This window comes from Arthrobacter sp. V1I7 (genome assembly GCF_030817015.1).
Taxonomy (GTDB): domain Bacteria; phylum Actinomycetota; class Actinomycetes; order Actinomycetales; family Micrococcaceae; genus Arthrobacter.
The window spans coordinates 2,805,920-2,831,646 of record NZ_JAUSYS010000001.1; the positions used below are offsets into that span (position 1 = coordinate 2,805,920).

The 25,727-nt window shown below is 67.7% G+C and carries 21 protein-coding genes; all 21 read right to left on the reverse strand.

Features of this window, described 5'->3' with window-relative positions; genetic code table 11:
* Window positions 1-22: 22 nt before the first annotated feature.
* The 21 genes from dnaE to mraZ all read right to left on the reverse strand — a co-directional run bounded on the left by dnaE (window position 23) and on the right by mraZ (window position 25,541).
* Window positions 23-3,580, reverse strand: a complete 3,558-nt coding sequence (gene dnaE / locus QFZ69_RS12955; protein ID WP_306918721.1) for a DNA polymerase III subunit alpha — start codon at window positions 3,578-3,580, stop codon at window positions 23-25.
* Window positions 3,581-3,740: 160 nt separating this feature from the next.
* Window positions 3,741-4,685, reverse strand: a complete 945-nt coding sequence (locus QFZ69_RS12960; RefSeq protein WP_373461939.1) for an RluA family pseudouridine synthase — start codon at window positions 4,683-4,685, stop codon at window positions 3,741-3,743.
* Window positions 4,686-4,689: 4 nt separating this feature from the next.
* Window positions 4,690-5,259 (reverse strand): signal peptidase II, encoded by a 570-nt coding sequence (gene lspA / locus QFZ69_RS12965; RefSeq protein WP_306918723.1) that lies wholly within the window; start codon window positions 5,257-5,259, stop codon window positions 4,690-4,692.
* 140 nt (window positions 5,260-5,399) lie between these two features.
* Window positions 5,400-6,089, reverse strand: a complete 690-nt coding sequence (locus tag QFZ69_RS12970; protein ID WP_306918724.1) for a DivIVA domain-containing protein — start codon at window positions 6,087-6,089, stop codon at window positions 5,400-5,402.
* A 148-nt stretch (window positions 6,090-6,237) separates the two neighbouring features.
* Window positions 6,238-6,546, reverse strand: a complete 309-nt coding sequence (locus QFZ69_RS12975; RefSeq protein WP_306918725.1) for a YggT family protein — start codon at window positions 6,544-6,546, stop codon at window positions 6,238-6,240.
* Window positions 6,547-6,682: 136 nt separating this feature from the next.
* Window positions 6,683-7,213, reverse strand: coding sequence for a cell division protein SepF (locus QFZ69_RS12980; RefSeq protein WP_306918726.1), 531 nt, complete (start codon window positions 7,211-7,213; stop codon window positions 6,683-6,685).
* 89 nt (window positions 7,214-7,302) lie between these two features.
* Window positions 7,303-8,031, reverse strand: a complete 729-nt coding sequence (locus tag QFZ69_RS12985) for a YggS family pyridoxal phosphate-dependent enzyme (RefSeq protein ID WP_306918727.1) — start codon at window positions 8,029-8,031, stop codon at window positions 7,303-7,305.
* Window positions 8,024-8,752 (reverse strand): polyphenol oxidase family protein, encoded by a 729-nt coding sequence (locus QFZ69_RS12990; protein WP_306918728.1) that lies wholly within the window; start codon window positions 8,750-8,752, stop codon window positions 8,024-8,026. Before QFZ69_RS12990 ends, QFZ69_RS12985 begins: the two co-directional genes overlap by 8 nt.
* Window positions 8,753-8,864: 112 nt before the next feature.
* The gene (ftsZ, locus tag QFZ69_RS12995; RefSeq protein WP_306918729.1) at window positions 8,865-10,085 is read right to left on the reverse strand and encodes a cell division protein FtsZ; all 1,221 of its coding nucleotides are present in this window, start codon (window positions 10,083-10,085) and stop codon (window positions 8,865-8,867) included.
* 209 nt (window positions 10,086-10,294) lie between these two features.
* Entirely contained in the window at window positions 10,295-11,182 is an 888-nt protein-coding gene (locus QFZ69_RS13000; RefSeq protein ID WP_306918730.1) for an FtsQ-type POTRA domain-containing protein, read from the reverse strand.
* Window positions 11,175-12,665 (reverse strand): UDP-N-acetylmuramate--L-alanine ligase, encoded by a 1,491-nt coding sequence (gene murC, locus QFZ69_RS13005; RefSeq protein ID WP_306918731.1) that lies wholly within the window; start codon window positions 12,663-12,665, stop codon window positions 11,175-11,177. The genes QFZ69_RS13000 and murC overlap by 8 nt, the downstream gene beginning before the upstream one ends.
* Before the next feature lie 4 nt (window positions 12,666-12,669).
* Window positions 12,670-13,812, reverse strand: a complete 1,143-nt coding sequence (murG, locus tag QFZ69_RS13010; RefSeq protein ID WP_306918733.1) for an undecaprenyldiphospho-muramoylpentapeptide beta-N-acetylglucosaminyltransferase — start codon at window positions 13,810-13,812, stop codon at window positions 12,670-12,672.
* A gap of 6 nt (window positions 13,813-13,818) precedes the next feature.
* On the reverse strand, window positions 13,819-15,387 hold the full coding sequence (ftsW, locus tag QFZ69_RS13015; protein WP_306918734.1) for a putative lipid II flippase FtsW: 1,569 nt from the start codon (window positions 15,385-15,387) through the stop codon (window positions 13,819-13,821).
* Window positions 15,388-15,389: 2 nt separating this feature from the next.
* Window positions 15,390-16,991, reverse strand: a complete 1,602-nt coding sequence (gene murD, locus QFZ69_RS13020; RefSeq protein ID WP_373461894.1) for a UDP-N-acetylmuramoyl-L-alanine--D-glutamate ligase — start codon at window positions 16,989-16,991, stop codon at window positions 15,390-15,392.
* On the reverse strand, window positions 16,973-18,082 hold the full coding sequence (mraY, locus tag QFZ69_RS13025) for a phospho-N-acetylmuramoyl-pentapeptide-transferase (RefSeq protein WP_306918737.1): 1,110 nt from the start codon (window positions 18,080-18,082) through the stop codon (window positions 16,973-16,975). The genes murD and mraY overlap by 19 nt, the downstream gene beginning before the upstream one ends.
* Window positions 18,079-19,650, reverse strand: a complete 1,572-nt coding sequence (murF, locus tag QFZ69_RS13030) for a UDP-N-acetylmuramoyl-tripeptide--D-alanyl-D-alanine ligase (protein ID WP_306918738.1) — start codon at window positions 19,648-19,650, stop codon at window positions 18,079-18,081. The genes mraY and murF overlap by 4 nt, the downstream gene beginning before the upstream one ends.
* Window positions 19,651-19,656: 6 nt before the next feature.
* Window positions 19,657-21,309 carry a UDP-N-acetylmuramoyl-L-alanyl-D-glutamate--2,6-diaminopimelate ligase gene (locus QFZ69_RS13035; protein ID WP_306918739.1) on the reverse strand — a complete coding sequence of 551 codons (1,653 nt, stop codon included), beginning with the start codon at window positions 21,307-21,309 and terminating at the stop codon, window positions 19,657-19,659.
* Window positions 21,310-21,427: 118 nt separating this feature from the next.
* A complete protein-coding gene (locus QFZ69_RS13040; protein WP_306918740.1) occupies window positions 21,428-23,224 on the reverse strand; it encodes a penicillin-binding protein 2 in 1,797 nt (598 codons plus the stop codon).
* 41 nt (window positions 23,225-23,265) lie between these two features.
* Entirely contained in the window at window positions 23,266-23,931 is a 666-nt protein-coding gene (locus tag QFZ69_RS13045; RefSeq protein WP_306918741.1) for a hypothetical protein, read from the reverse strand.
* Window positions 23,928-24,923 (reverse strand): 16S rRNA (cytosine(1402)-N(4))-methyltransferase RsmH, encoded by a 996-nt coding sequence (rsmH, locus tag QFZ69_RS13050; protein ID WP_306918742.1) that lies wholly within the window; start codon window positions 24,921-24,923, stop codon window positions 23,928-23,930. The genes QFZ69_RS13045 and rsmH overlap by 4 nt, the downstream gene beginning before the upstream one ends.
* Window positions 24,924-25,112: 189 nt before the next feature.
* Window positions 25,113-25,541, reverse strand: a complete 429-nt coding sequence (gene mraZ, locus QFZ69_RS13055) for a division/cell wall cluster transcriptional repressor MraZ (RefSeq protein ID WP_306918743.1) — start codon at window positions 25,539-25,541, stop codon at window positions 25,113-25,115.
* Window positions 25,542-25,727: the final 186 nt, after the last annotated feature.

Below are 25,727 nucleotides of genomic sequence, written 5' to 3' on the forward strand. Positions count from 1 at the left end.
GGCGGCCGCTACCGGCCCGGCGCTAGCCATCCAGGCAGGTCGAGCCGAGGAGCACCTTGAGGTCGCCGAACAGCGACGGACTCGGGTTGACCCGCAGGTGCACGGGCAGTCCCATGACTTCCACCCGGGAGTCGCCCTGGAGGTGCAGGCGGACCTCCGACTTGCCGCGGTGAGTCCTGAGCACATCGCCGAGTTCGGTCACCACGGCTTCGGTGGCCTTGTGCGTCTGCATGGTGATCACCAGGGGCCCGTTCAGGCCCTCGCTGAGGTCCGGGACGGAGAGTTCCATGCAGTTCAACGCCACGGCGCCGTCGTCGCGGCGCTGCAGCCGGCCCTTGACCACCACGATCAGGTCTTCGGCCAGCACCGAGGCGATGGGCCCATAGACCTGGCCGAAGAACATGACCTCGACGGAACCGCCGAGGTCCTCGATCTCCGCGCGGGCATAGGCGTTGCCGCTGGCTTTGGCGATCCGGCGGCTCAGGGAGGTGATCATGCCCGCGATGGTGACGATGGCGCCGTCGTGCGGGCCGTCCTCGGCGATCAGCGAGGTGATGGACTGGTCGGCGTGCTGGCTCAGGAGCCCTTCGAGCCCTTGCAGCGGGTGGTCCGAGACGTAGAGGCCGAGCATGTCCCGTTCGAACGAGAGCTTGTCCTTCTTCTCCCATTCGGGAAGGTCGGGGATCTCGATGCTCAGGGACGCCTCGGATTCGGCTTCGTCGAAACCGGCGAAGAGGTCGAACTGCCCGATCGCCTCGTTGCGCTTGAGCGTGATCACGGAGTCGATCGCTTCTTCATGGACCATGGCCAGGGCGCGCCGGTGATGGTTCAGCGAGTCGAAGGCACCGGCCTTGATCAGGGATTCAATCGTGCGCTTGTTGCACACCACGGCGGGGACCTTCATGAGGTAGTCCTTGAAGGACGTGTACGCGCCTTCTTTCTCGCGCGCCGCGACCATGGCCTCGACGACGTTGACCCCGACGTTGCGGATGGCGCCCATGCCGAAGCGGATGTCGGTGCCGACCGGGGTGAAGTTGAGCGCTGACTCGTTGACGTCCGGCGGCAGCACCGTGATGCCCATGCGACGGCATTCGTTGAGGTAGATCGCCGACTTGTCCTTGTCGTCGCCGACGCTGGTCAGCAGGGCGGCCATGTACTCCGGCGCGTAGTGCGCCTTCAGGTAGGCGGTCCAGTAGGAGATCACGCCGTAGGCGGCCGAGTGCGCCTTGTTGAAGGCGTAGTCGGAGAACGGGAGCAGGATGTCCCAGAGGGTTTTGACGGCGGCCATGGAGTAGCCGTTGTCCTGCATGCCCTGGGAGAAGCCGGCGAACTGCTTGTCCAGCTCGGATTTCTTCTTCTTGCCCATGGCGCGGCGCAGGATGTCGGCCTGGCCGAGGGTATAGCCGGCGAGCTTCTGCGCCACGGCCATGACCTGTTCCTGGTACACGATCAGGCCGTAGGTCCCGCCGAGGATTTCGGCGAGCGGTTCCTCCAGCTCCGGATGGATCGGGATGACGTCCTGGATCTTGTTCTTGCGCAGGGCGTAGTCGGTGTGCGCGTTGGCGCCCATGGGGCCCGGCCGGTAGAGGGCCAGCACGGCGGAGATGTCTTCGAAGTTGTCAGGCTTCATGAGCTTGAGCAGGGCGCGCATGGGACCGCCGTCGAGCTGGAACACGCCAAGGGTGTCGCCCCGGGCCAGCAGCTCGTAGGACGGGGCGTCGTCGAGGGCCAGGGATTCGAGGTCCAGGTCCACGCCGCGGTTCATCTTGATGTTTTCGAGGGCGTCGGAAATGATCGTGAGGTTTCGCAGCCCGAGGAAGTCCATCTTGATCAGGCCGAGGCCCTCACATGTGGGGTAGTCGAACTGCGTGATGACCTGGCCGTCCTGGATGCGGCGCATGATGGGGATGACGTCGATGATGGGGTCCGAAGACATGATGACGCCGGCCGCGTGGACACCCCACTGCCGTTTCAGGCCCTCGATGCCCAGGGCGGTCTCGAAGACCTTGGCGGCTTCGGGGTCGGTGGCGACGAGCTGCCGGAAGTCCCCGGCCTCGCCGTAGCGCTTGGAGTCCTTGTTCTGGATGTCCGCGAGCGGGATGTCCTTGGCCATCACGGCCGGCGGGAGGGCCTTGGTGAGCTGTTCGCCCATGCTGAACGGGTACCCCAGCACGCGCGAGGAGTCCTTGAGCGCCTGCTTGGTCTTGATGGTGCCGTATGTGACGATCATCGCGACGCGTTCGTCACCGTATTTGCGCGTCACGTAGTCGATCACTTCGGAGCGGCGGCGGTCATCGAAGTCGACGTCGAAGTCAGGCATGGAGACGCGGTCCGGGTTCAGGAACCGTTCGAAGATGAGGCCGTGCGCCAGGGGATCAAGGTCGGTAATGCGCATGGCGTACGCCACCATGGAGCCTGCACCCGAGCCGCGGCCGGGACCTACCCGGATGCCGTTCTTCTTGGCCCAGTTGATGAAGTCGGCCACCACGAGGAAGTAGCCCGGGAATCCCATGGAGGTGATGACGCCGAGTTCGTAGTCCGCCTGGGTCCGTACCTTGTCCGGCACCCCGGCCGGATAGCGGTAGGCCAGTCCCGTGGCCACTTCCTTGACCAGCCAGGAAGTCTCGTCCTCACCCGGCGGGCAGGGGAAGCGGGGCATGTAGTTGGCGCCGGTGTTGAACGAGACCTCGCAGCGCTCGGCGATCAGCAGCGTGTTGTCGCACGCCTCGGGATGGTCGCGGAACAGTTCCCGCATTTCCTGCGGCGACTTCAGGTAGTAGCCGCTGCCGGAGAAGGCGAACCGGGACCCGCCGTTGTCGTAGCTGGGTTCCAGCAGGGTCGAGCCGGACTGGATGGCCAGCAGGGCCTCGTGCGCCTTGGCGTCGTGCTCGTGCGTGTAATGCAGGTCATTGGTGGCCACCAGCGGCAGGTTCAGGTCCTTCGCGAGGCGCAGCAGGTCGCCGGTGACGCGCCGCTCGATGTCCAGGCCGTGGTCCATGAGTTCGCAGAAGTAGTTGTCGGCCCCGAAGATGTCGCGGAACTCGGCGGCCGCCTCCAGTGCCTCCCGGTACTGGCCGAGCCGGAGCCGGGTCTGGACCTCGCCCGAGGGGCAGCCGGTCGTGGCGATCAGGCCCTCGGAATACGTGTTCAGCAGTTCGCGGTCCAGCCGCGGCCATTTGCCGAACACGGCGTCCAGCGAGGCGATGGACGAAGCCCGGAAGAGGTTCCGCATGCCCTTGTTGTTGTAGCTAAGCAGGGTCATGTGCGTGTAGGAGCCACCGCCGGAAATGTCGTCCTTGCGCTGGTTTTCCTCGCCCCAGCGGACCCGGCTCTTGTCGGTGCGCGCGGTTCCCGGCGTCACATACGCCTCGACGCCGATAATCGGCTTGATGCCCTTGTCGGTGGCCCGCTTCCAGAAGTCGAAGGCCCCGAAGAGGTAGCCGTGGTCCGTCGTGGCCAGTGCGGGCATGCCCAGCCGCTCGGTTTCATCGAACAGCTCGCCGAGCCGGGCGGCGCCGTCCAGCATGGAGTACTCGGTGTGGTTATGGAGATGGACAAACGAGTCGTTGCTGGAAGTCACCGGACTATTCTAGTGCCGGCATCGATCCGGCTTTGCCAGGCACGCGCGGCGGACAAAACCGGCACCCCGGCAAGCGCCGGCCAAAACACCCGGGACACGCGGGTCAGGGGCGGATCAAACACCGGCTAAATGCCGGGTCAGGGACGGATCAAACGCCGGGTCAGGCCTGTCCGGATTCGAGGACTTCGAGGGCATAGCTCAGGTCCTGGGGGTACTCGCTGGTGACTGTGACCCGCTCCCCCGTCCGTGGGTGGTCGAAGGACAGCTGGCGGGCGTGCAGCCACTGCCGTGTCAGTCCCAGGGTCGCGGCGAGCCGCGGATCGGCACCGTAGGTCAGGTCACCGGCGCAGGGGTGACGGAGGGCGGCAAAGTGCACCCGGATCTGGTGGGTACGCCCCGTTTCCAGGTGCACCTCCACGAGCGAGGCCTTGCCGAAAGCTTCGAGGACTTCGTAGTGGGTGATGGAGTCGCGGCCGTCCTCGATCACGGCGAACCGCCAGTCGTGGCCCGGGTGCCGGCCGATCGGCGCATCGATGGTGCCCGCCAGCGGGTCCGGGAGGCCCTGGACGACGGCGTGGTACACCTTGTCCACAGTACGTTCCTTGAACGCGCGCTTCAAAGCGGTGTAGGCGTTTTCGGTCTTGGCGACGACCATGACGCCGGAGGTTCCGACGTCGAGCCGGTGCACGATGCCGGCCCGCTCCGGCGACCCGGAGGTCGAGATCCGGTAGCCCGCGCCGGCGAGTCCGCCGACGACGGTCGGGCCCACCCACCCCGGCGAGGGGTGTGCTGCCACGCCCACCGGTTTGTCGAGAACGACGAACTCGTCATCGTCCAGCAGGATTTTCAGGCCTTCCACTACTTCCTCCACGACTTCCAGGGGGTCCCGCCGTTCCGGGACGACGACGTCGAGGACGGCGCCGGGGCTGAGCTTGAGGGACTTGCCGACGGGCTTGCCGTTGCAGCTCACGTTGCCTTCGGCAATGAGCGTGGCGGCCTGCGAACGGGAAATATCCATCAGCTTCGCCAGCCCGGCGTCCACCCGGCTGCCGGCAAGGTCGTCCGGCACCACAAAGTGCCGGGGCGCCGCGGAGTCGATCACCATGTCATCAGTCATTCTGCTGTACCGGTTCCTTCTGGTGGTGCGAGCCGTCGAGGGAAATGCCCCTCAGGGTGAGCAGGCAGATGATCACAACGGAGGATACGACGGCCGAATCGGCAATGTTGAAGATCGCGAAGTTGGGCAGCTGGATGAAGTCCACCACATGGCCCATGGCGAAGGAGGGCTCCCGGAACAGCCGGTCGGTGAGGTTTCCCAGGGCGCCGCCCAGCAGCAGGCCCAGCGCCAGCGCCCACCAGACCGAGCCCAGCTTCCGCAGCTGGAGCAGGATCGCCACCGAGACGGCGGCCATGATGATGGTGAAGACCCAGGTGATGTTTTCTCCGATGGAGAAGGCTGCCCCGGAATTGCGGATGTAGTACCAGTGCAGCAACGGGGGCAGCACCGGGATCCGCTCGCCCTCGACCATGGTGCTGGTCACCCACAGCTTGGTCAGCTGGTCGAACACGTAGGCGAACACCGCAAGTCCGGAGAAAACCGAGAGCAGCAGGGCACGGCGGGGCCCGGCGTGCGCAACCGGCGCAGGCGAGGTGGCGTCAGGGGTTGGGGCGTCAGTCATAGGGCTTTCGTTCGGGAGCCAGTGCTGGGACTGGGGGCCTACTGCCGGGGCGGTCAGGCCACGGACTGTGGCGGTTAATGCCAAAAGCCGGCGGCCGAGGAGTCCTCAGCCACCGACTTTCAGAATACTTGGCTTTTTGCCTAGGTGTTGGCTTCGACCTCAGGGGCCGCCACCGAACCACGGGCATCCAGATCGCGCAACTGGCCTTCGATGTATGCCTTCAGGCGTGAGCGGTAATCGCGCTCGAAGCCGCGGAGCTGCTCGACCTTGCGTTCCAGCACGGAGCGCTGCTGCTCGAGGGCACCCAGGATCTTGCGGGACTTTTCCTGGGCATCGTTGACAAGGCCGCTGGCCTCAATCTGGGCCTCGGCGATGATTTTGTCGCGCTGCTGCTCGCCGTCTGCGATGTGCTTGTCGTGCATCTGCTGCGCCATTGCGAGCAGGCCGGCCGCGGACTCCGACGCCGGGGTAGCGGCGGCCGCGGGTGCCGGGGCGGCTGCCGGGGCAGGAGCACGCTCGGCCTCTTTCTTCTTGGCAGCTTCGGCAGCCTTGGCCTCGGCTTCTGCCTTGGCGCGGTCTTCTTTTTCCTTGTCGGCCTTGACGGGAGCCGGCACCTTTTCGACCACGGGAGCCGCGGCGGTGGAGCTGGCAGGCGTGCCAGCGCTGAGCTCGGCGAGCTTCCTGCGCAGCTCGTCGTTCTCCTGGTTCAGGCGTCGCAGTTCGACGACGATCTCGTCCAGGAAGTCATCTACTTCGTCCTGGTCGTAGCCTTCGCGGAACTTGGTCGGCTGAAAGCGCTTGTTGACAACGTCTTCTGGCGTCAAAGCCATCTGGTCACCTCGTTGGTCTAGTTAGTCAGTAGGCCTTTCGGCCGTCAAACTACGGTACCTAAATATGGTCTGGTTACTCTAATTCAACACCGCAGTGTCAAACCGGAGTTTTCTATCAGTTTGGCGGCGGAAGGGGTCCGCTGCCCCGCTAGGCTGCGATCGGCTGGGCGTAGACGAGGCCCCTGGCGAAGGCCATGGCCACCGACACGGCAATGAACAGCAACAGGAAGCCGAGGTCCAGGGAGATCCCGCCCAGCCGCAACGGCGGGATCAGGCGCCGGAGCAGTTTGAGCGGCCTGTCCGTGATGGAATACACGGCGTGCGCGGCCACAAGCGCCACTCCGCGCGGCCGCCAGCTCCGCGCGAACATCTGGACCCAGTCAAAGACAAGCCTGACAATCAGGGCCACGAAGAAGAACAGCAGTGCGAGATAGACAAGTCCGAAAACGATTCCCATGAGTTAGCTCATATCTCCATGTTCATTCCGGATACCGCAGTGTCCTTGGGATGGTTACGCCTCTATTTCAACACGGATACTTCAGCACGGATGCCAGACAGGTGTCCCTGCCTGGCATCCGGAGAGAAATCCTGTATTAGCTCTGGTTGAAGAAGCTGGCCTGGGTCTCGCTGATCTTCTTGTCATCGCCGATGACTTCAACGTACGACGGCGACAGCAGGAATACCTTGTTCGTGACGCGTTCGATGCTGCCCCGCAAGCCGAAAACCAGTCCTGCGGAGAAGTCGACGAGCCGCTTGGCGTCCGCTTCTCCCATGTCTGTGACGTTCATGATGACGGGGATGCCGTCACGGAAGCTTTCACCGATGAGCTTGGCATCGTTGTAGGAGCGCGGGTGGATCGTGGTGATCTGCCGGAGTGCGGTGGGTTCTTCGCGGCTCAAGGCCGCTCGCTTGATGGGTGTCACAGGTGCGCGATATTCCTCTTCAGCGGCGTGGGGCTCCTCCCGGGGGACCTCGCGGACAGGCGCCGGCGCACGGCGCTCCTCGCGGTCGTGCTCCATGGAATCGTCCTCGTCCTTGTGCGGTTTCGGGTGCTCAGACTCGTAGTGTTCCTCGCCATCGGCGAGCCCAAGATAGATCATTGTCTTGCGCAGAGCGCCAGCCATGGTCGACTCCTAATCGTGTCCGTAAGCGGGCCGCTCAAAATGACCTGACAGCCTTGGAATTCCCGCCATTACCTTCCAATACGTTGAACCTACCGCAACGCCGGACGCGGACCGAGAATATCGGAGCCAATCCGAAGGTGTGTCGCACCGAACCGGATCGCCGCTTCGAGGTCCTGGCTCATGCCGGCGGAAACGCCGGTGGCGTCCGGGTACGTGGCCGTCAGCCGGGCCGAGATTCCTGCGAGCTGCTCGAACGCGCGGACCGGGTCCTTGCCGAGCGGGGCCACCGCCATGATGCCTGCCAGCCGAAGTCCCTCGGAGCCTGCCAGCCGCTCCGCCAGCTCGGGGACGTCCGCGGGGAGCGACCCGCCCCGGTGCCCGTCGGCGTCGTCGTCGAGGCTGACCTGGATGTAGCAGTCCAGCGGCCCGCGCCCGGTGCGCCCGTGTTCGGCGGCCATGGCCTTCGCCAGGGCTTCGGCGAGCTGGGGCCGGTCCACGGAGTGCACGGCGTGCGCGTACTTCACGACGGACTTGGCCTTGTTGCTCTGAAGCTGTCCGATGAAGTGCCAGCGGAGGTCAAGGTCGCCGAGTCCGGCCGCCTTGTCCGCGGCTTCCTGGTCCCGGCTTTCTCCCACGTTGGTGATGCCCAGCGAGGCAAGCCGCCGGACGTCCTCGGCGGGGTGGAACTTGGTGACCACTATCAGCTGCGGCGGCGCGTCCTGCCTCCCGGCGGCAGCGACGGCGCGGTCGATCCGTTGCCGGACGGCGGCGAGGCGCTCCCGGAGCTGCGCCAACCGGGTATCGTGCTGCTCAGCCATCGATGTCCGCCCCCGTCCCGGCCCCGGGACCAGTCCAGACCAGGCCGGCGAACCGTCCGGTGTGGCGGTCGCGGCGGTAGGAGAACAGTTCGTCGTCTTCAAGCGTGCAGCCGCCGGAGTATTCGACGGCCACGCCGGCGGATTCCAGCTGGTGGCGGACGCCGGCCGGCAGGTCCAGCCCGGGCGTCCCCCGGGAGGTATCGCACCAGGTTCCGGGGACGATCATCCCGACCTCAGCCCGCATTCCGGCCGGCACTTCATAGCACCGGCCGCAGACGGACGGCCCGATCCATGCGCTGATTTCCCCGGCTCGGAGCTCCCGCATCCGGGCCACCGCGGCGGGGACCACGCCGGCGGCGACGCCGGGCCGTCCCGCGTGCACCACGCCGAGCACCGGCCCTCCCCCGGTTTCACTGCCCACCAGGACCACGGGGACGCAGTCCGCGACCATCACGGCAAGGGCAGCGCCGCGGGATACCATGGCGTCCGCGGTCGGGGCCGGGACGGCTGGACCGGCGGCGATCGTGGCGACTTCGCTGCCGTGGACCTGGTTCATGTACTGGAAGCCGCGGCCGCCCAGGCCCGCGGACCGTTCAAGTTCGCGGCGGCGGCCCCGGACGTCCGCCGGATCGTCGCCGACGTGGAGCGCCAGGTTGCCGGCAGCGGCGTTGGTGAAACCCACCCAGACGCCCGGCCGGACTTCCGCCCGCCACGAAAACACTCGAAACCCCCGAACCACCGCCAACAACACTGCCTACCTTTTAGACCGAGCTTCGATCCTACGAGAAAGCACCATGGCACTGCCAACCGGCAGTGCCATCGTGCGTCGGGATCTACTTCAGGAAGTCGGGGACATCCAGGTCATCGGAGTGGCGGCCGGACAGGTCCGGTTCCACAACCGACGGCAGGTCGACGTCGAAACCCGAGTCCGCCGGTACGGCGGACGCGCGCTGCTGGCCCCAGCCGCCGAGGCCGGAAGCTCCGACCGTTGCGTGCAGCGGCTGGACGTGCGCCGAGGCGGGTGCCTGCGCGGGAGCCGGGGCGGGGGCCGCCGGGCGCTGCGGCGCGGTCTGCGGCAGCGACTGGTCCATGGACGGCGAGGTGGCCTTGACGTCGTCGAACCCGGCGGCGATGACCGTGACGCGGGCTTCGTCGCCGAGGGCGTCGTCGATGACGGCACCGAAGATGATGTTGGCTTCCGGGTGGGCAACCTCCTGGACCAGGCGGGCTGCTTCGTTGATCTCGAACAGGCCGAGGTCCGAGCCGCCCTGGATGGACAGCAGGACGCCGTGGGCGCCGTCGATGGAGGCCTCGAGCAGCGGCGAGGCGATGGCGAGCTCCGCGGCCTTCACGGCACGGTCTTCGCCGCGTGCCGAGCCGATGCCCATGAGCGCCGAACCGGCGCCCTGCATGACCGACTTGACGTCGGCGAAGTCGAGGTTGATCAGGCCCGGGGTGGTGATCAGGTCGGTGATGCCCTGGACACCGGACAGCAGGACCTGGTCGGCGGAACGGAACGCGTCCAGGACGGACACGTTGCGGTCGCTGATGGAGAGCAGACGGTCATTGGGGATGACGATCAGGGTGTCGACTTCGTCGCGGAGCGCGTCGATGCCGGCCTCCGCGGAGCCGGCGCGGCGGCGGCCCTCGAAGGTGAAGGGCCGGGTGACGACGCCGATGGTCAGCGCGCCGAGCGAGCGGGCGATGCGGGCCACGACGGGTGCGCCGCCGGTTCCGGTGCCGCCGCCCTCGCCGGCGGTCACGAAGACCATGTCTGCGCCGCGGATGACCTCTTCGATCTCGTCGGCGTGGTCCTCGGCAGCCTGCTTGCCGACCTCAGGGTTCGCCCCGGCTCCCAGCCCGCGGGTCAGCTCGCGACCGACGTCGAGCTTGACGTCCGCGTCGCTCATCAGCAATGCCTGGGCATCGGTGTTGATGGCGATGAATTCGACGCCGCGGAGACCGACTTCGATCATGCGGTTGACTGCGTTCACGCCACCGCCGCCGATGCCGACGACCTTGATGACGGCCAGGTAATTCTGCGGAGCTGCCACGTTACGTGTCCCTTGTTCGTGTTCTATTGCGAAAACTGATTGGAGTCGGACTTGAAGCTTTGAACATTAACCTTCGGGTTGAAGGTTATAGTTATGTCAAGTAACTCATGTCTGGAACGGTATTTCCTATGTAGGGGACATTCAATAACCGGCGCCGCGTGTCGCGCGAATACCGGCCAAATACCCCAAAAATGTCGTGCGCACGGAAACTAGCGGGTGACCGGGTGCCGGGGCACGCTGACATCGTAGATCCGCACGGGGTTTTTCGGGTCGGCGGGAACCTTGAGCAGGGCGGCCAGGACCCGTGCCTTGAGTTCCTTCTCCCCCGCGTTCCCCCAGATGATCGTCTGCCCGTCCACAAGTTTGAGTTCGACGGCGTCCGCGGACTTCGCCGACGCGTCGGAGAGCCTGGCGAGCACGTCCGCCGGAAGAGCGCCCAGCACCCCGGTAATGGCGTGGAACAGCTCCGCAGCCAGAACGCCCTCCCCGGCGTCAATGACGGGCAGCGCCACCGGGGCGTCCCCGGTGGTGGCACTGAGCGCGATCCCCTCGACATCCACCAGCTGCAAGCCGTCACGCTGCTTGAGCTTGGCCACCGGGACGCGCTCGGTGATACGGACCGCCAGCGTGGCGGGCGGGCGCGCCTGGATGGTCACGGCCTTGATCTGGACGAGCGGCTGGAGCAGGGCCGTGACGTCCTCGTCGCCGATCTGCGGCAGGGGCTTCCCCTGCAGCGGTGCCAGGGCGGCCTGCACCTGCTCCGCGCTCAGCAGCTTCGTGCCCTCCACGGTGACGGTCCGCAACGCCAGCAGCGGAGTGTAGACGGCCGCCAGGACGATCGCCGCGACGAGCGCCGCGATGACCCCGATGGTGCTCAGGACGATCCTTTTCCGTCGCTTGGCCTTGGGCTCCGGGAAGGACAGGATATTGTCCTGCTGCGTTTCCGCAGCGCCGGGTGCAACGGAGGGCGTGCCCGGCCCGGGTTCGGCCCTGGACGCCGAGATGACGTCCGTCGGTGTCCCGTCCGGACGGTCCGGGAGGTCCGGACGTGAGCGGCGGGCCCCGGTCTTGTACGTGGGGCGGCGGGTGCTAACCACCGGCTGCTCCGGACTCCGGCGCCCCGGGCTTCAGCGTTCCGGACGCCGGCGACCCGGACTCCGGCGCTCCGGACTCCGGCGCTCCGGCTGTCAGGGCGTCGACTATGAGCGGGCCGTAAGCGGTGACATCGCCGGCTCCGGCTGTCAGCACGATGTCGCCGGGGTCTGCCGCCGCCACCAGGGCCTGCACGGCGTCCCCGCCCGGGCCCACGAGCCGGCCCCCCGGGCCCAGGTGTTCGGCGATCAGCCGGCTGCTGACGCCGGGGATGGGGTCCTCGCGGGCGGGATAGATGTCCAGCACCAGGGCCGTGTCCGCGGCGTTGAGCGCTTCGGCGAATTCGCGGGCAAATTCGCGGGTCCGGGAAAACAGGTGCGGCTGGAAGAGCACATGCACCTTGTGCCCGCCGGCCACAGAGCGGGCGGCCGACAGCGCCGCCCGGACCTCGGTGGGGTGATGCGCGTAGTCGTCGTAGACCCGCACCCCGCGGCCCGCACCCTTGAACTCGAAGCGCCGCGACGCCCCGGAAAAATGCGCGAGGGCTCCGGCCGCGGCCTCGGGAGCGACACCGAGTTCGAGCGCGACGGCGAACGCCGCGGCCGCATTGAGCGCGTTGTGCCTCCCGGGAACCTGCAGCTCGACGCCTAACCGGCCTTCGGGGGTCTCGATCCGGACGTCGCCGGTGCCGCCGTCGTGCAGCTTGACCTCGGCGTCGTCCGTCGTGCCGTACAGGACCACCCGGGTGTTGCCGCGCTCGAGCGTGCGCCGGGCCAGCGCCCGGGCTCCGTCGTCGTCCGCGCACGCGACCAGGACGCCGTCCGCGGGGAGCAGTTCGGTGAAGCGGTCGAAGGAGGCGTAGACAGCTTCGGCGGTGCCGTAGTGGTCCAGGTGGTCAGGTTCAACGTTGGTGACTACGGCGATCTGCGGGCGGTAGTTCAGGAACGAGCCGTCGGACTCGTCTGCCTCGGCGACGAAGATGCGGGAGCTGCCGGAGGCCGCGTTGACGCCCAGCGCCGGCACGTTCGCGCCGATTGCGAAGGAGGGGTCGAGCCCGGCGCCCTGCAGCAGGACCGTGATCATCGACGTCGTGGTGGATTTCCCGTGCGTGCCGGCCACGGTCACGATGGTGTCGTCCGCCATCGTCGATGCCAGCGCTTCGGAGCGGTGCAGCACGGGCAGGCCGGCGGCCCGTGCCGCGGCCAGTTCGGGATTGTCCGGACGGATCGCTGAGCCGGCCACCACGGTTTGCGCGTCGCCGAGGTTGGCGGCGGCGTAGCCGGCGTGGATCCGGGCACCGGCTGCGGCGAGCTCGGCCATGACCGGGAGGTCCTTGGCATCGGAGCCGCTGACCGGCAGGCCGCGGGCCACCATGATGCGGGCGACGGCGGACATGCCCACCCCGCCGATGCCGATGAAGTGGACCCTGCCGAGGGACTCCTGCGGGCGCACGGCCTGCGGCTCCGGCTGGTCTTGGTGCTGGGTCATGGCGTTACCGCTTCCTGCTGTGCTGTTTCGAAGATACTGCCCTCGACGACACTGCCGCTTCAAGGACGAGATCGGCCATCCGCCGGTCTGCGTCGCGGATGCCGAGCTGCCCGGCGCTATGTGCCATCTTGGAAAGCCGACCGCGGTCCAGGAGCAGCGGGATGATGTTCCGGCGGACCCACTCCGGGGTGAACGCGTTGTCCGCCACCATCAGGGCGCCGCCGGCGTCCACCAGGCCGGCAGCGTTGAGGGCCTGCTCGCCGTTGCCGACGGGGAGGGGCACGAACACCGCGGGCACGCCGACGGCGGCCACCTCACAGACAGTCGCCGCCCCGGCGCGGGCCAGCAGCAGATCGGCCGCAGCGTACACCGATTCCATCCCGTCCACGTATTCCACCTGCCGGTACCCGGGGGCCGCGAGCGGTTCGCCGTCGGCATCAAGGACTGACTTGTCCCGCCCGGTGAGGTGCAGGGTCTGGATCCCGGCTTCGGCGAGGGCACCGACGGAGGCCGCGATGGTCCGGTTGATGCTTTGCGCGCCCGAGGATCCGCCGGTGACGATGAGCGTGGGCTGTCGGGGATCAAGGCCAAGCGCCGTCCGGGCAGCCGCCCCGGCGGCCGGACGGTCGAGGCCGGAGACCTCCCGGCGCATGGGCATGCCGATGTGCACGGCTCCCGGGAGCCTGGTGCCGGCGAACGCCACGGCCACTTTTGCACCCAGCCGGGCCCCCACGCGGTTCGCGAGTCCCGGCCGGGTGTTCGCTTCGTGGAGAACGATCGGGATCTTCCGTCGTCGGGCGGCGAGGTACATGGGCGTGCATACATACCCGCCGACGCCGACGAGGACGTCTGCGCCGGCCTCATCGAGGATGACACCGGCCTGCTTCACCGCGCCCGCGAGCCGACCGGGAAACCGGAGCAGGTCCAGTGAGGGTTTGCGCGGAAAGGGCACCCGGCTGATGGTGGCGAGGTCCAGCCCCGCGGCCGGGACCAGCCGGGCCTCCATCCCGTTGGGGGTGCCGACGGCAAGGAGCCGCGCATCGGGCCGGGCTTCCCGGATCGCATGTGCGATGGCGAGGAGCGGGCTGATGTGCCCGGCTGTTCCACCGCCGGCGAGGACGATGGACAAGGGCGACTCGGTACTCATGAAGGCTTATTTCCGCTTTCGTGCTGGGTTCTTGGGTGCCGGGTTCCGGGCGGGGTTCCTGGCTGCAGGATTGGTCGGTGCCGCGTTCTTCGGTGCCGCGTTCTTCGGCGCCCCGTTGCTCGGTGCCGCGTTCTTCGGCGCCCCGTGCTGCGGGGCGGGACTGGATGGTGCGGTGTCCGCGTTCCGGGCGGCGGCCCGGGCGGCGGCACTTTTTCGAAGGGATCCGGCGAGGCCGGCCGGGCCGAACCGGAACATGCCCTTGGGCTGCATCCCGGGCGCCATCTGGGCCCGGGCCAGAGACAAGACTACGCCGATGGCGCACAACGACATCAGGAGGGCTGAGCCGCCATAGGAAATGAACGGCAACGGGATGCCCACCACGGGAGCCAGGCCGGTGACGACCGCCATGTTGACGGTGGCCTGGCCGAGCAGCCAGACCATGATGGTCCCCGCAAGAACCCGGTGGAACATGTCCTTCTGCGCCACGACGACGCGGTAAATGGCGGTGCCCAGGATGCCGAACAGGACCAGGACCACAAGGGTGCCGATCAGGCCGAGCTCCTCGCCGATGATGGCGAAGATGAAGTCATTGTGGGCCTCGGGAATCCAGCTGTACTTCTGCCGGCTCTGCCCCAGCCCCACCCCGAACCAGCCGCCGGAGGCAAGCCCGTAGAGGCCGTTGGTCGACTGGTAGTTCAGGTCCGAGCCGTCGGCGCAGGTCTGGCCGGTCCAGGACAGGATGCGGCAGACGCGGTTGGGGTTCGTGATGGCCAGGACTGCTATGAAGGCGCCGCCCAGGATCGCGCCGATGCCGAAGACGTAGAGCCGGACCCCCGCGAAGAAGAGCGCCGCGGCGGTGATGATCATGACGATCATGGCCGTGCCGAGGTCGTTGCCGGCCAGGATCAGGCCGATCACGAGTGCCGCGACCGGTGCCACCGGGATCAGGGCGTGTTTCGACTGGCTGAGGAGCTTGGTTTTGGCACCGAGCACCGTCGCCATCCACAGGGCGAGGGCCAGCTTGGCTGCCTCGGAGGGCTGGAAGGTGAACGGCCCGACGTCGATCCAGTTCTTGTTGCCAAGGGCGCTGCGCCCCATCAGGAGCACCAGCACGAGCAGGATCAGCGCGAGGAAAATGGCAAGCCACGCGAAACGTTTGAGCCACACGACGTTGACGCGGGAGAGCAGGAACATGCAGAAGACGCCGATGGCGGCGAACACGCCCTGCTTGAGGGCGGCTGAGTAGGGCGACTCCCCCGCGGCGATGGCCTCGACACTGGAAGCGGAAAGCACCATCAGAATGCCGATCGCGGTCAGCGCCAGCGTGGTTCCGAGGATCAGGTAGTACGTCGAGCCGTTGCGGGACTTCCCGGTGCCTTCCAGTGCGGACCAGAAGCCCCGGGACCAGCCGCGGACCCTGCCGAGGGGCGAGAGCCGCCTGGCGGGGACCGGCGCGGCTTTCCGGCCCGGTGCGCCGGGCGCCTTCCCTGATGGTGCCTGACCGGATGGTGCCTTCACGGCGCCGGTTCTTGGCGCGCCGGGCTTGGCCGGGGTGCGTGTGGGCGTGCTGACCATTGTTACTCCTCGCTGGTCTGAGCCTGCCCTTCCACGAGCTCGCGGACAGCTTCGATGAAGGCGTCGCCACGGTGAGCGTAGGAAGAGAACTGATCCATGGATGCAGCCGCCGGGGCCAGCAGCACAATGTCCCCCGAGGCGGCCAGCTGCGCCGCCGAGGCGACGGCCAGGGCCATCACAGCCTCACCGGAAATCGGCGATGGGCCTGCGTCGGCATGGGCCGGTCCGGCAGTCTGCACGTCTTCAGTGTCGCCCTTCGCCGGCGCGATCACGGGGACATCGGGTGCGTGTCGCTGCAGCGCGGACAGAAGGTCGCCGGCGTCGGTACCGATCAGCACCACTGCCTTGAGCCGCTTGGCCTGCTCCCGGACCAGCGCGTCGTAGTTGACGCCCTTGGAAAGTCCGCCGGCGATCCAGACGACGTTGTCGAACGTGGACAGCGAGGCGGCCGCGGCATGGGGATTGGTGGCCTTGGAGTCGTTGATCCAGAGCACGCCGTCGTGGCGGGCAACGACCTGGATGCGGTGGTCGCCCGGGAGGTGGTTCAGCAGGCCCTGGCGGACCGCGGAGGGCTCCACCCCGTAGGCGCGGACCAGGGCGGCGGCAGCGAGGGCGTTGGCCACCATGTGCCGCGGTGCCACCGGGCCCAGGTCGGCGACGGGGGCCAGCTCGACGGCGCTGTCCTTGCGTTCGGCGATGAAGGCGCGGTCCACCAGGAGGCCTTCGACGACGCCGACCATGCTGATGGCGGGGGTGAGGGTGGTGAAGCCCACGGCGCGGCACCCCTCCACGACGTCGGCTTCCTCCACCATGCGTTCGGTTTCGATCTGCTCCGCGTTGTAGATGCACGCTTTTTGGGTGTTCTCGTAGACCTTCGCCTTGTCGGCCAGGTAGGAGGTGTAGGACCCGTGCCAGTCGATATGGTCTTCGGCGACATTGAGGCACACACTGGCGACCGGCGACACGGAGTGGCTCCAGTGAAGCTGGAAGCTCGAGAGTTCGACGGCGAGGACGTCGTATTCCACCGGGTCCCGGAGGGCGTCCAGGATCGGCGTGCCGACGTTGCCGACGGCGATTGCCTGGAGCCCGGCGGCCTGCAGCATGGACTCTGTCAGGCCGACCGTCGTCGTTTTGCCGTTGGTGCCCGTGATGGTCAGCCAGTCCGCGGTCTTGCGGCCCGCGCGTTCGCGGACCCGCCAGGCGAGTTCGACGTCGCCCCAGACGGGGATGTGCGCCCTGGCGGCGGCAGCCAGCAACGACTGGTCCGGCCGCCAGCCCGGTGAGGTGACGATCAGGTCCGGTTTCGCGCCGTCGACCTTGGGCACCGTGAGTACGGCCTCCTCGCCCAGCAGCACGTCCACGGCGCCGACGATCCGAAGCGTGTCCGCCTGCGCGTGCGCTTTCGGGCTGGTCGCGGCGTCCACCACCACCACCCGGGCGCCAAGCTCGATCAGGGTGTCTGCGGCGGCGAAGCCGGAGACGCCGATGCCGGTCACGACCACCCGCAGGCCGGTCCAGTCGGAATCCCAGCTGACCAGGTCCTGCAGCCGGGCTGACGTGGTGAGCGCTGCGGGGATGGGGCCGGTCACAGGAGCACCACCCATTCGGCGTAGAAGATTCCGAGCCCGGCGGCGACAAACAGCCCGCAGAGGATCCAGAAGCGGACAACGACGGTGACTTCCGCCCAGCCCTTGAGTTCGAAGTGGTGCTGGAGCGGGGCCATTTTGAAGAACCGCTTTCCCTTGGTGATCTTGAAGTAGCCGACCTGGATGATGACGGACAGGGTGATCAGGACGAACAGGCCACCGATGAAGGCCAGCAGCAGTTCGGTCCGGGAGAGGATCGCGAAGCCTGCGACGGCGCCGCCGATGGCCAGTGATCCGGTGTCGCCCATGAAGATTCTTGCCGGTGAGGTGTTCCACCAGAGGAAGCCGACCAAGGCGGCGCTGAGGATGGCCGCGAGCAGCGCGAGATCCAGCGGATCGCGCACGGAGTAGCAGCCGCCGCCGGCCTGCCGCGGGGAGCCGCAGGCCTGGTTGCTCTGCCAGATGCCTATCAGGGTGTAGGCGCCGAACACCATCACGGAGGCGCCGGCGGCGAGCCCGTCGAGGCCGTCGGTGAGGTTCACGCCGTTGGTTGCGGCGGTGACGATCAGGTTCGACCACAGCACGAAGAGGATGGCGCCGAGCACGGTTCCACCGAAGGCGAGGTTCAGCCACGGGATGTCGCGGACCAGGGAGATCTGAGTGGACGCGGGGGTCAGCCCGTCCTCGTCGGGGAACTGCAGCACCAGGACGGCGAACGCGACCCCGACAGCGCCCTGCAGGATCAGTTTGGCCTTGACGTCCAGGCCGAGGCTGCGCTGCTTGGAAATCTTGATGAAGTCGTCGAGGAATCCGACGAACCCCATTCCGACCATGAGGAACAGCAGGAGCAGGGCCGAGGCGGAGGGTCCCGGTGAGGCCGGGTTGATCATCCACATGATCAGGTGGGTCAGCCCGTAGCTGGCGAGGACGGCCAGGACCACGATGGTGCCGCCCATGGTGGGCGTTCCGCGCTTGGTGTGGTGCGTGGTGGGACCGTCATCGCGGATGAATTGCCCGTAGCTCTTGTGGACCAGGAGCCGGATGAACAGCGGGGTGCCCACGAGGGCAAAGAGCAGCGCCAGGCCGGAGCCCATCAGCAGTGCAATCACAGCAGCGCACTCCCTTCAGTGGCGGTTCCGGCCGGTTTTCCAGCCGCGGATTCCGCGGCATTGGCAGCAGCGCCGGCGGCGGGGGCGCCGGGGGCTTGTGGAGGCAATGCTATCCGATCGCCCAGATGGCGCAGCCCGATGCTGTTCGAGGACTTGAACAGCACCAGGTCCCCCGGCTGGAGTTCAGCCTGCAGGAGCTCATAGGCCTCGTCGGCGGTCTCGGTGAAGACGCATTCCTCGCCCCAGGATCCTTCGTTGACCGCGGAAACGTAGAGCGAACGCGCTTCCCTGCCCACGACGACCAGCCGGGAGATGTTGAGCCGGACCACCTGGGTGCCGACGGCTATGTGCTCGCGGATGGAGTCAGGGCCCAGTTCGAGCATGGCGCCGAGCACCGCCCAGGTCCGACGGCCCCGGCCGAGGTCAGCCAGGGTCCGCAGGGCCGCCCGCATGGAGTCCGGGTTCGCGTTGTAGGCATCGTTGATGATGGTGACGCCGTCGGCCCGTTCGGTGCGCTCCATCCGCCACCGGCTAGCAGCGGTCTGCGCGCTCAGCGAGGCAGCGATCGTTGCCGGGGCGATGCCCGCGGCGTGGGCAGCCGCGGCCGCAGCCAGCAGGTTGCCGACGTGGTGGGCCCCGATCAGCCGTGAGCCGACGTGGCGGCTGGCGGTGTCCCCCGGCAGGAAGAGCTCGAATTCGGGGTTTCCCGAGGCGTTCAGTTCAACGCCTTCCGCGCGGACACGCTCTGCACCGACTCTGTCGGAACGGTCGCTGCGGGCGGCCTGGGCGGAGTAGCCGAGCACGGCGGCGCCGGTGCGGTCAGCCATGGCGGCGACGCGGGCATCGTCCAGGTTGAGGACGGCGGTGCCGGCGGCCGGGAGGGCTTCGACGAGTTCGCCCTTGGCGACGGCGATGTTCTCCACTCCGCCGAATTCGCCGGAGTGCGCTGTGCCGACCCCAAGGACCACTCCGATGTCGGGGCGGACCATGTCCGCGAGGTAGCGGATGTGGCCGACACCGGTGGCGCCCATTTCGATGACGAGGTAGCGGGTGTCAAAGCCCGCTTTGAAGACGGTCAGCGGGACGCCGACCTCGCCGTTGTAGGAGCCAAGCGGGGCGACCGTCCTGGCTCCGGCGCCGTTGTCGCCGCCGGCGGCGGCGAGGATGCCGGCCAGCAGGTCCTTGGTGGTGGTCTTGCCCGCGGATCCGGTGATGCCGATGACGGTCAGCGGTGCGCCTTCGGCGTTCCGGCGGGCCCGGATCCGGCGGACTGTCTCGGCAGCCAGGGCCCCCATGGCCAGGACGGAGTCCTCAACGACGACGGCGGGGTAGTTCCGCCCGTCGGCGTCGGCGACCTCATGCTCCACGAGGGCCAGCACCGCGCCCCGTTCGAAGGCGGCGCCCACGAAGTCGTGGCCGTCGGCCGCCTCCCCCGGTTTTGCCACGTAGAGGGAACCCGCTGCGGCTTCACGGGAGTCGGTCACCACGGAACCGGGGGTGATGTCCGGTTCCGCGGCCAGCCGGCCGTTGGTCAGGTCGGCGATTTCCGCCGCGGTAAGTGCAATCATCTCGGTTTAGGACTCTATCCGCTGGTCTTGGAGAACGGTGAATCCCCGTGCTGTCAAGGCGGAGCGGAGCTCCACCCTGTCGTCGAGGGCGAGGTTGACGCCCTTGACTTCCTGCCATACTTCGTGGCCCCGCCCTGCGACCAGGATCGTGTCCTCCGCCCGGGCGAGCTCAACGGCCCTCCGGATGGCGGCGTCGCGCGGGAAGACCTCGACAACCGTGCATCCCAGGCCCTCGCGGTCCTTGGCCTCGAGGGCTCCGGCCAGAACGTGGGCGCGGATGGCCCCGGCATCCTCGTCGTGCGGGTCGTCGTCGCTGACAATCACGGTGTCCGCGAGCCGGGCGGCGATGGCTCCCATCGCCGGGCGCTTGCTCTGGTCGCGCTGACCGGTGGCGCCGAAGACGATGATCACCTTGGAGCCCGGTTCAGGCGAGCGGACAGCTTCGAGGGCCCGGGCCAGGGCGTCGGGGTTGTGGGCGAAGTCGACCACCGCGGCGGGAGCTGCGGAGATGAGCTGCATGCGACCCGGGACGGCGACGGTGAAGGGATCCCGGGCGTCGAGGGCGGCCTGCACCGTGGCGGCGTCGTGCCCGCCGGCGAGCACCATGGCAGTGGCGAGTGCGGCGTTGGCAACATTGAAGCCGCCCGGAAGGCCGGTGTGCACGCGCAGGGCCGGACCGTTCCGGTGCTGCAGGGTGAAGTCGGTCCCGAGTCCCCGCGGGGACTGGCCGGTGACCGTCCAATCCGCTGCCGGTGCTCCGTCCCCGCGTGCCGCCGGCGCCGTGGCGAGGGTTGTGACCGGAATGCCGGCCGACGCCGCGAGCCGCCTGCCCCACTCGTCGTCGACGGTGATCACCGCGGCGCGGGCGCGCTCGGCCGTGAAGAGCCGGGCCTTGGTCTGGAAGTACTCCTCCATGCTGCCGTGCAGGTCCAGGTGGTCCTGGGTCAGGTTGCTGAAGCCGACGACGTCGAACACGACGCCGTCCACGCGGTGGAAGGAGACGGCGTGCGAGGAGACCTCCATCGAGGCGGCATCGAGGCCGCGTTCGCGCATGAGGGCCAGCAGGGCATGGACGTCGGTGGATTCCGGCGTCGTGAGCAGGCTCGGGATCGGCTCCCCGCCCGCGAGGATCTCGATGGTCCCGATCAGGCCGGTCTTCTGGCCGAGGGCTCCCAGCAGGGCGTTGATGAAATAGGTGGTGGTCGTCTTGCCATTGGTACCGGTGACGCCGTAGAGGGCAGGCGAGGCCGCGTCCTCCGGCTGGCCCCGGTAGATCAGGGCGGACAGCCGGCCGACCAGGCTGCGGGGTTCCGCCGCCAGCAGTACCGGGACGGAGACGTTGGAGAGCGCCAGCAGCCGCGCCCCGGCGTCGTCCGTGAGCACCGCCGCGGCCCCGGCCGCTACGGCTTCGGAGACGAAGTCCGCTCCGTGCCGGGTGGCGCCCGGCAGGGCGACGTACAGATCACCCGGCTGGATGCTCCGGGAGTTCAGGGAAATTCCGGTGACCTGTACCGAGCCGGATGCCCCGGGAACCACGACGCCGATTGTCTCCCCGACGGATGCCAGCGGCACTGCGGCGACCCCGGCGGGCCGGAATGCCGCGGTGGAGGCCTGACCGGACGGCGCGGCGGAATTCTCGGGGGCGTTGAGCTCTGACAAGGGAATCTCCGTTTGTGGTGCGAGTGGATCTGGCGCTGCGCACGGAGGATTCTCCGGCCCGCAGGCTTGCTGGATGGTTCGGGCTAGCTGCTGGTTCGGAACGCGGGCGGTGCCGGTACTACTTGGCGTACTGCGGCAACCGGACGGGCTCCCCGGTGGACGGCTGGACGTTGTAGATCCGGAGCACCTGGCTCATGACCGAACGGAACACCGGTCCGTTGGTGATGCCGTAGATGCTGCCCTTGGGCCGCTGCAGGACCACCTCAACAATAAACCGCGGATCGTCCATCGGCGCCATCCCGACCATGGAGGCGGTGTAGCCGCAGAAGCCCGACTTGCCGTCGTCGCAGGGCGATTCCGAGGTGCCCGTCTTGGCGCCCACCCGGTAGCCGTCGATCCCCGCATCCTTGATCTGGCCCTCCGTCACGGCACTCTCGAGGATGTCGCGGACCTGCTTGGCGGTGTCCCGGGAAACGATCTGACGAGGCAGCCGGGCGGGCACCTTCTCCTCGGTACCGTCGGGGTTGATGTAGCTGTCGATCAGGCGGGGCTGGAGCATGACGCCGTCGTTGGCGATGCTCTGGTAGGCGCGCACGGTCTGCAGCGTGGATTGGGAGACGCCCTGGCCGAACAGCACCGTGTACTCCTGCCGGCCGTCCCATTCCTCGGCCGGTGTCAGGATGCCGGTGGCTTCAGCCGGAAGGCCGATCTGCGGGGCTTCCCCGATGCCGAACTTCTGCAGCCAGTCGTGGCGCTGCTCCCTGCTGAGCCGCTGCCCGGCCATGACCGTACCGGTGTTCATCGACCAGCCCAGGATGCCGGCCAGGGTCCGCTCCTCGGTGCCGTGCGCGAAGGCGTCGTTGAAGGTCTGACCGTCCACGGTATACGACGTCGGGATGGTGAATGTCTCCAGCGGGCTGGATTTGCCTTCCTCGATCAGTGCGGCAGCGGTGATCATCTTCTCCACCGACCCGGGTTCGTAGGCGGCGGTCACGGCGCGGACACCACGGTCCTCCGCTGCGGTCATGCCCGGGTCGTTGGGGTCCGGGGAGTCGGTGTCCGCCATGGCGATGATGTCGCCGGTCTTGACGTCGGAGACGATGATGACGCCCCACTCCGCTCCGAGCTTGTCCCGCTGGCTCTGGATGGCCTGCTGGGCGAAGTACTGGAGGTCCGAGTTCAGGGTGAGTCTGATGTCCTTGCCGTTCACGGCGGGGGTCAGCTGGTCCACCCCCACCGGGATGCGCAGCCCGTCCGCGCCGATCTCGAAGAGCCGCTTTCCGGGCGTCCCCTTGAGGATTTCGTCCTGGGTCTGTTCGAGGCCGGACTGGCCGGTGGTGCCGTCCATCAGGAAGCCGATGATGCCGCCGGCAACGGCCCCGTTCGGGTAGACACGCTTGCTGGTGCCTTCGCTCACGAGCCCGGGGATCTGCAGTTTGGAGACCCGGTCCTCGACGTCGGGCAACAGGTCCTTGGCCACGATGTAGTACCGCTTGGTGCCGGTGAGGGCGTCCCGGACGTCGCTCCGGTCCATGCCCAGCAGCCCGGCGAGCTCGGTGATGCCCTGGTCCCGGGAGACCTTCACGATCTCGTCCTTGCCCTCGTCGAGCCTTGGGAACGACTCGGTCTTGGTGTTGACGGTCTGGTCCACCACGATGTTGTAGCGGATCACGCTGCTGGCCAGCACGGTGCCGGCGGAGTCCAGGATGCTGCCGCGCTCAGCCGGGAGTTCTATCGGCGTGAGGCGGTTGTTCAGTGCCGCCTCGGCCATGCCACCGACATCGAGTCCCTGGACGAGGAACAGCTTGCCGCCGACGACGAGCAGGAGCGTGAGCATGAGGCCGAGGCCGAGGCGCAGCCTCCGTGTGGCGCTCGGCACTTTAGCCTTGCGTGCCGTGCGGGTTTTCTGCGCCACGATGTTTCCTTGCTGCTTGCCTGGCTGGTGTTCGACCTGGGTTACTGTCCCGGAACCTTCTGAGCGGGGGGCGGGACGGACCCGCCGTGGAGTTCGACGGCCGGTTCGGGTGCGGCCGCCGGCGCGGCCGGTTCCGCCGCTGCGGCGGGGGCAGCAGCGGCCACCGGGACGTCGGCGGTGGGCTTGCGGTTCACGAGCGGCTCAATGCTGGTGGCGGGCGGGACGACGGTGAGCTGACCTGCGACGGCGGGCGCGGCGATGACGGCGCCCCGCGCGTCGCCCTTCACCGCGGCCTTCGCCTTGCCGGTGACGCTGAGGGTGGACAAATCGATCTGGCCCTTGCCCGTGGAAGCGACCATGCCGAGCTCGGTCGCTTTGGCGGCCAGGTTCTGGGGGGCGTCGAAGTTCTGCACCTGCTGGGTGAGGTCCTGGTTCTGCTTCGTCAGGGTCAGCTGGTCGCTCCGGAGCTGGACCAGCTGGTACTGAGCGCTGGATACCGAGATGTTGAGGACCAGCACCGCCATCAACGCCACGGCGAGGATGCCGAAGCACAGCACCACAAACGGGGCGCGGCGCTTGCGCGGGGCGGAACGGACCAGCGAAAGCGGCGTGCGGGACTTGCGGGCCGGGCCCGGGTTCAGCCCGGGCAGGGCGCGGGCGGTAGCGCCAGTGGACACGGGGTATCGGTTCAGGGCAGCGGTGCTCATGCGTCTCTCCTGGCTCTGATGCGTTCCACGGCGCGGAGCCTGGCGGAAGCTGCGCGCGGGTTTTCGGCGATTTCGGCGGCGGTGGGCACCTCGGTGCCCTTCGTGAGGGTCTTCAGTTCGGCCTTGTGTTCCTCGAGCTCCACCGGGAATCCGAGCGGGGCCGAGGATCTGGAGCCGGCCTGGAAGAAGCCCTTGACGATCTTGTCCTCCAGCGAGTGGTAGGACATCACGACGACGCGGCCACCGACGGCGATGGCTTTGATGGCCGCGGGGATCGCACGCTCCAGCACATCGAGCTCTTCGTTTACCTCGATCCGGAGCGCCTGGAACGTGCGCTTGGCAGGGTGCCCCCCGGACTTCGCGGCACCCGCCGGGACAACCGCGCGAATCTGCTCGACGAGCTCACCGGTGGTGGTGAAGTGCTTCTCGGCCCGGGCGCTGACGATGCGGTTGGCGATCCGGCCGGCGAACTTCTCTTCCCCCCACTTCCGGATGATCCGGACGAGGTCCTCTTCGCTGTAGTTGTTGACGACGTCGGCGGCGGTCTGGCCCCGGCTGGTGTCCATCCGCATGTCGAGCGGGGCGTCAAAGGAGTATGCGAAGCCGCGTTCCCGCTCGTCGAGCTGGAGCGAGGAAACACCCAGGTCCATCAGGACGCCATGGACCTGGCTGAAGCCAAGGTCCTCGACGACCCCCGGGATTTCGTCGTAGACGGCGTGGACCAGGTCGATCCGGCCGGCGAAGGGCTTGAGCCGCTCCCCCGCCAGAGCAAGGGCCTCCTCGTCGCGGTCGATGCCGATCAGGTGCAGGTCCGGAAAGCGCTGGAGCATGGCTTCGGAGTGCCCGCCCATGCCGAGGGTGGCATCGATGACCACCGGGGTTTCGTCTCGGCCCCGGGCGGCCTCGAAACCGGGTGCCAACAAATTAATGCACCGGTCCTTGAGGACCGGTACATGCCGTTCGGACGTGGGCTTGTGCTGTGGGTCAGTCATGCCTGCGTCCTTTCATTTTCCGGGTGTTCGGGTGTTCGCTGCGCTGCCGCGCGGTCCGTTTCTTAATCCAGATCCCCATCCGCGCCTACCCTGCGCCCGCCTGGCTCCGGGGAAGTGAGCCAGGTGAACACCGGATGGGCGGCTGGAGATCTCGGTCAAGAAGCGTGCCGTGCTGGTAATCGCCGGGGTCTAGAGGATCCCGGGTATTGCGTCGTCGGTCTCCGAGAAGGCTGTTTCCTTGTCGGCCAGGTACTCATTCCAGGCGTGGGCGTCCCAGATCTCCGCCCGGGTTCCGGCGCCGATAACGGCCAGTTCCCTGCCGAGTCCTGCGTATTCCCGGAGCGCCTGCGGAATTGTCACGCGCCCCTGCTTGTCAGGTACCTCGTCAGAGGCTCCAGAGAGAAAAACCCGGATGTAGTCACGCGCCTGCTTGTTGGAGATTGGCGCCTCCCGCATCTGCTCGTGAACCCGGCCGAATTCCGCCTCACTGAAGACGTAGATGCAACGCTCCTGGCCCCTTGTGAGAACCAGCCCGCCGGCCAGTTCCTCGCGGAACTTTGCGGGAAGGATGATTCGGCCCTTTTCGTCCAGACGCGGCGAATGCGTGCCGAGAAACACGGCCCACCGCCCGTCTGTTCGTAGGAAGCCCAACGTCCCCTTGTGCTGCCACTACCCTCTTACGTCCTCCACATTACTCCACATCCCTCCACAGTCAACGACACACTGCAGATATTTGGGTCTTTTCGGGGCACTGGCGCCCTGCCGTTCCCAGTAAGGGCAAGGAATGACGGCCGGTGGTGCGAA

Coding starts and splice junctions, on each gene's coding strand:
- QFZ69_RS12960 (WP_373461939.1), bottom strand. CDS start 4,685: ATGGTGATCGACTCCGCGGCGCCCCGGCACTTTGTGGTGCCGGACGAC.
- lspA (WP_306918723.1), bottom strand. CDS start 5,259: ATGACTGACGCCCCAACCCCTGACGCCACCTCGCCTGCGCCGGTTGCG.
- QFZ69_RS12970 (WP_306918724.1), bottom strand. CDS start 6,089: ATGGCTTTGACGCCAGAAGACGTTGTCAACAAGCGCTTTCAGCCGACC.
- QFZ69_RS12975 (WP_306918725.1), bottom strand. CDS start 6,546: ATGGGAATCGTTTTCGGACTTGTCTATCTCGCACTGCTGTTCTTCTTC.
- QFZ69_RS12980 (WP_306918726.1), bottom strand. CDS start 7,213: ATGGCTGGCGCTCTGCGCAAGACAATGATCTATCTTGGGCTCGCCGAT.
- QFZ69_RS12985 (WP_306918727.1), bottom strand. CDS start 8,031: ATGGCTGAGCAGCACGATACCCGGTTGGCGCAGCTCCGGGAGCGCCTC.
- murC (WP_306918731.1), bottom strand. CDS start 12,665: ATGACCCAGCACCAAGACCAGCCGGAGCCGCAGGCCGTGCGCCCGCAG.
- murG (WP_306918733.1), bottom strand. CDS start 13,812: ATGAGTACCGAGTCGCCCTTGTCCATCGTCCTCGCCGGCGGTGGAACA.
- ftsW (WP_306918734.1), bottom strand. CDS start 15,387: ATGGTCAGCACGCCCACACGCACCCCGGCCAAGCCCGGCGCGCCAAGA.
- murD (WP_373461894.1), bottom strand. CDS start 16,991: ATGGGTGGTGCTCCTGTGACCGGCCCCATCCCCGCAGCGCTCACCACG.
- murF (WP_306918738.1), bottom strand. CDS start 19,650: ATGATTGCACTTACCGCGGCGGAAATCGCCGACCTGACCAACGGCCGG.
- QFZ69_RS13045 (WP_306918741.1), bottom strand. CDS start 23,931: ATGAGCACCGCTGCCCTGAACCGATACCCCGTGTCCACTGGCGCTACC.
- rsmH (WP_306918742.1), bottom strand. CDS start 24,923: ATGACTGACCCACAGCACAAGCCCACGTCCGAACGGCATGTACCGGTC.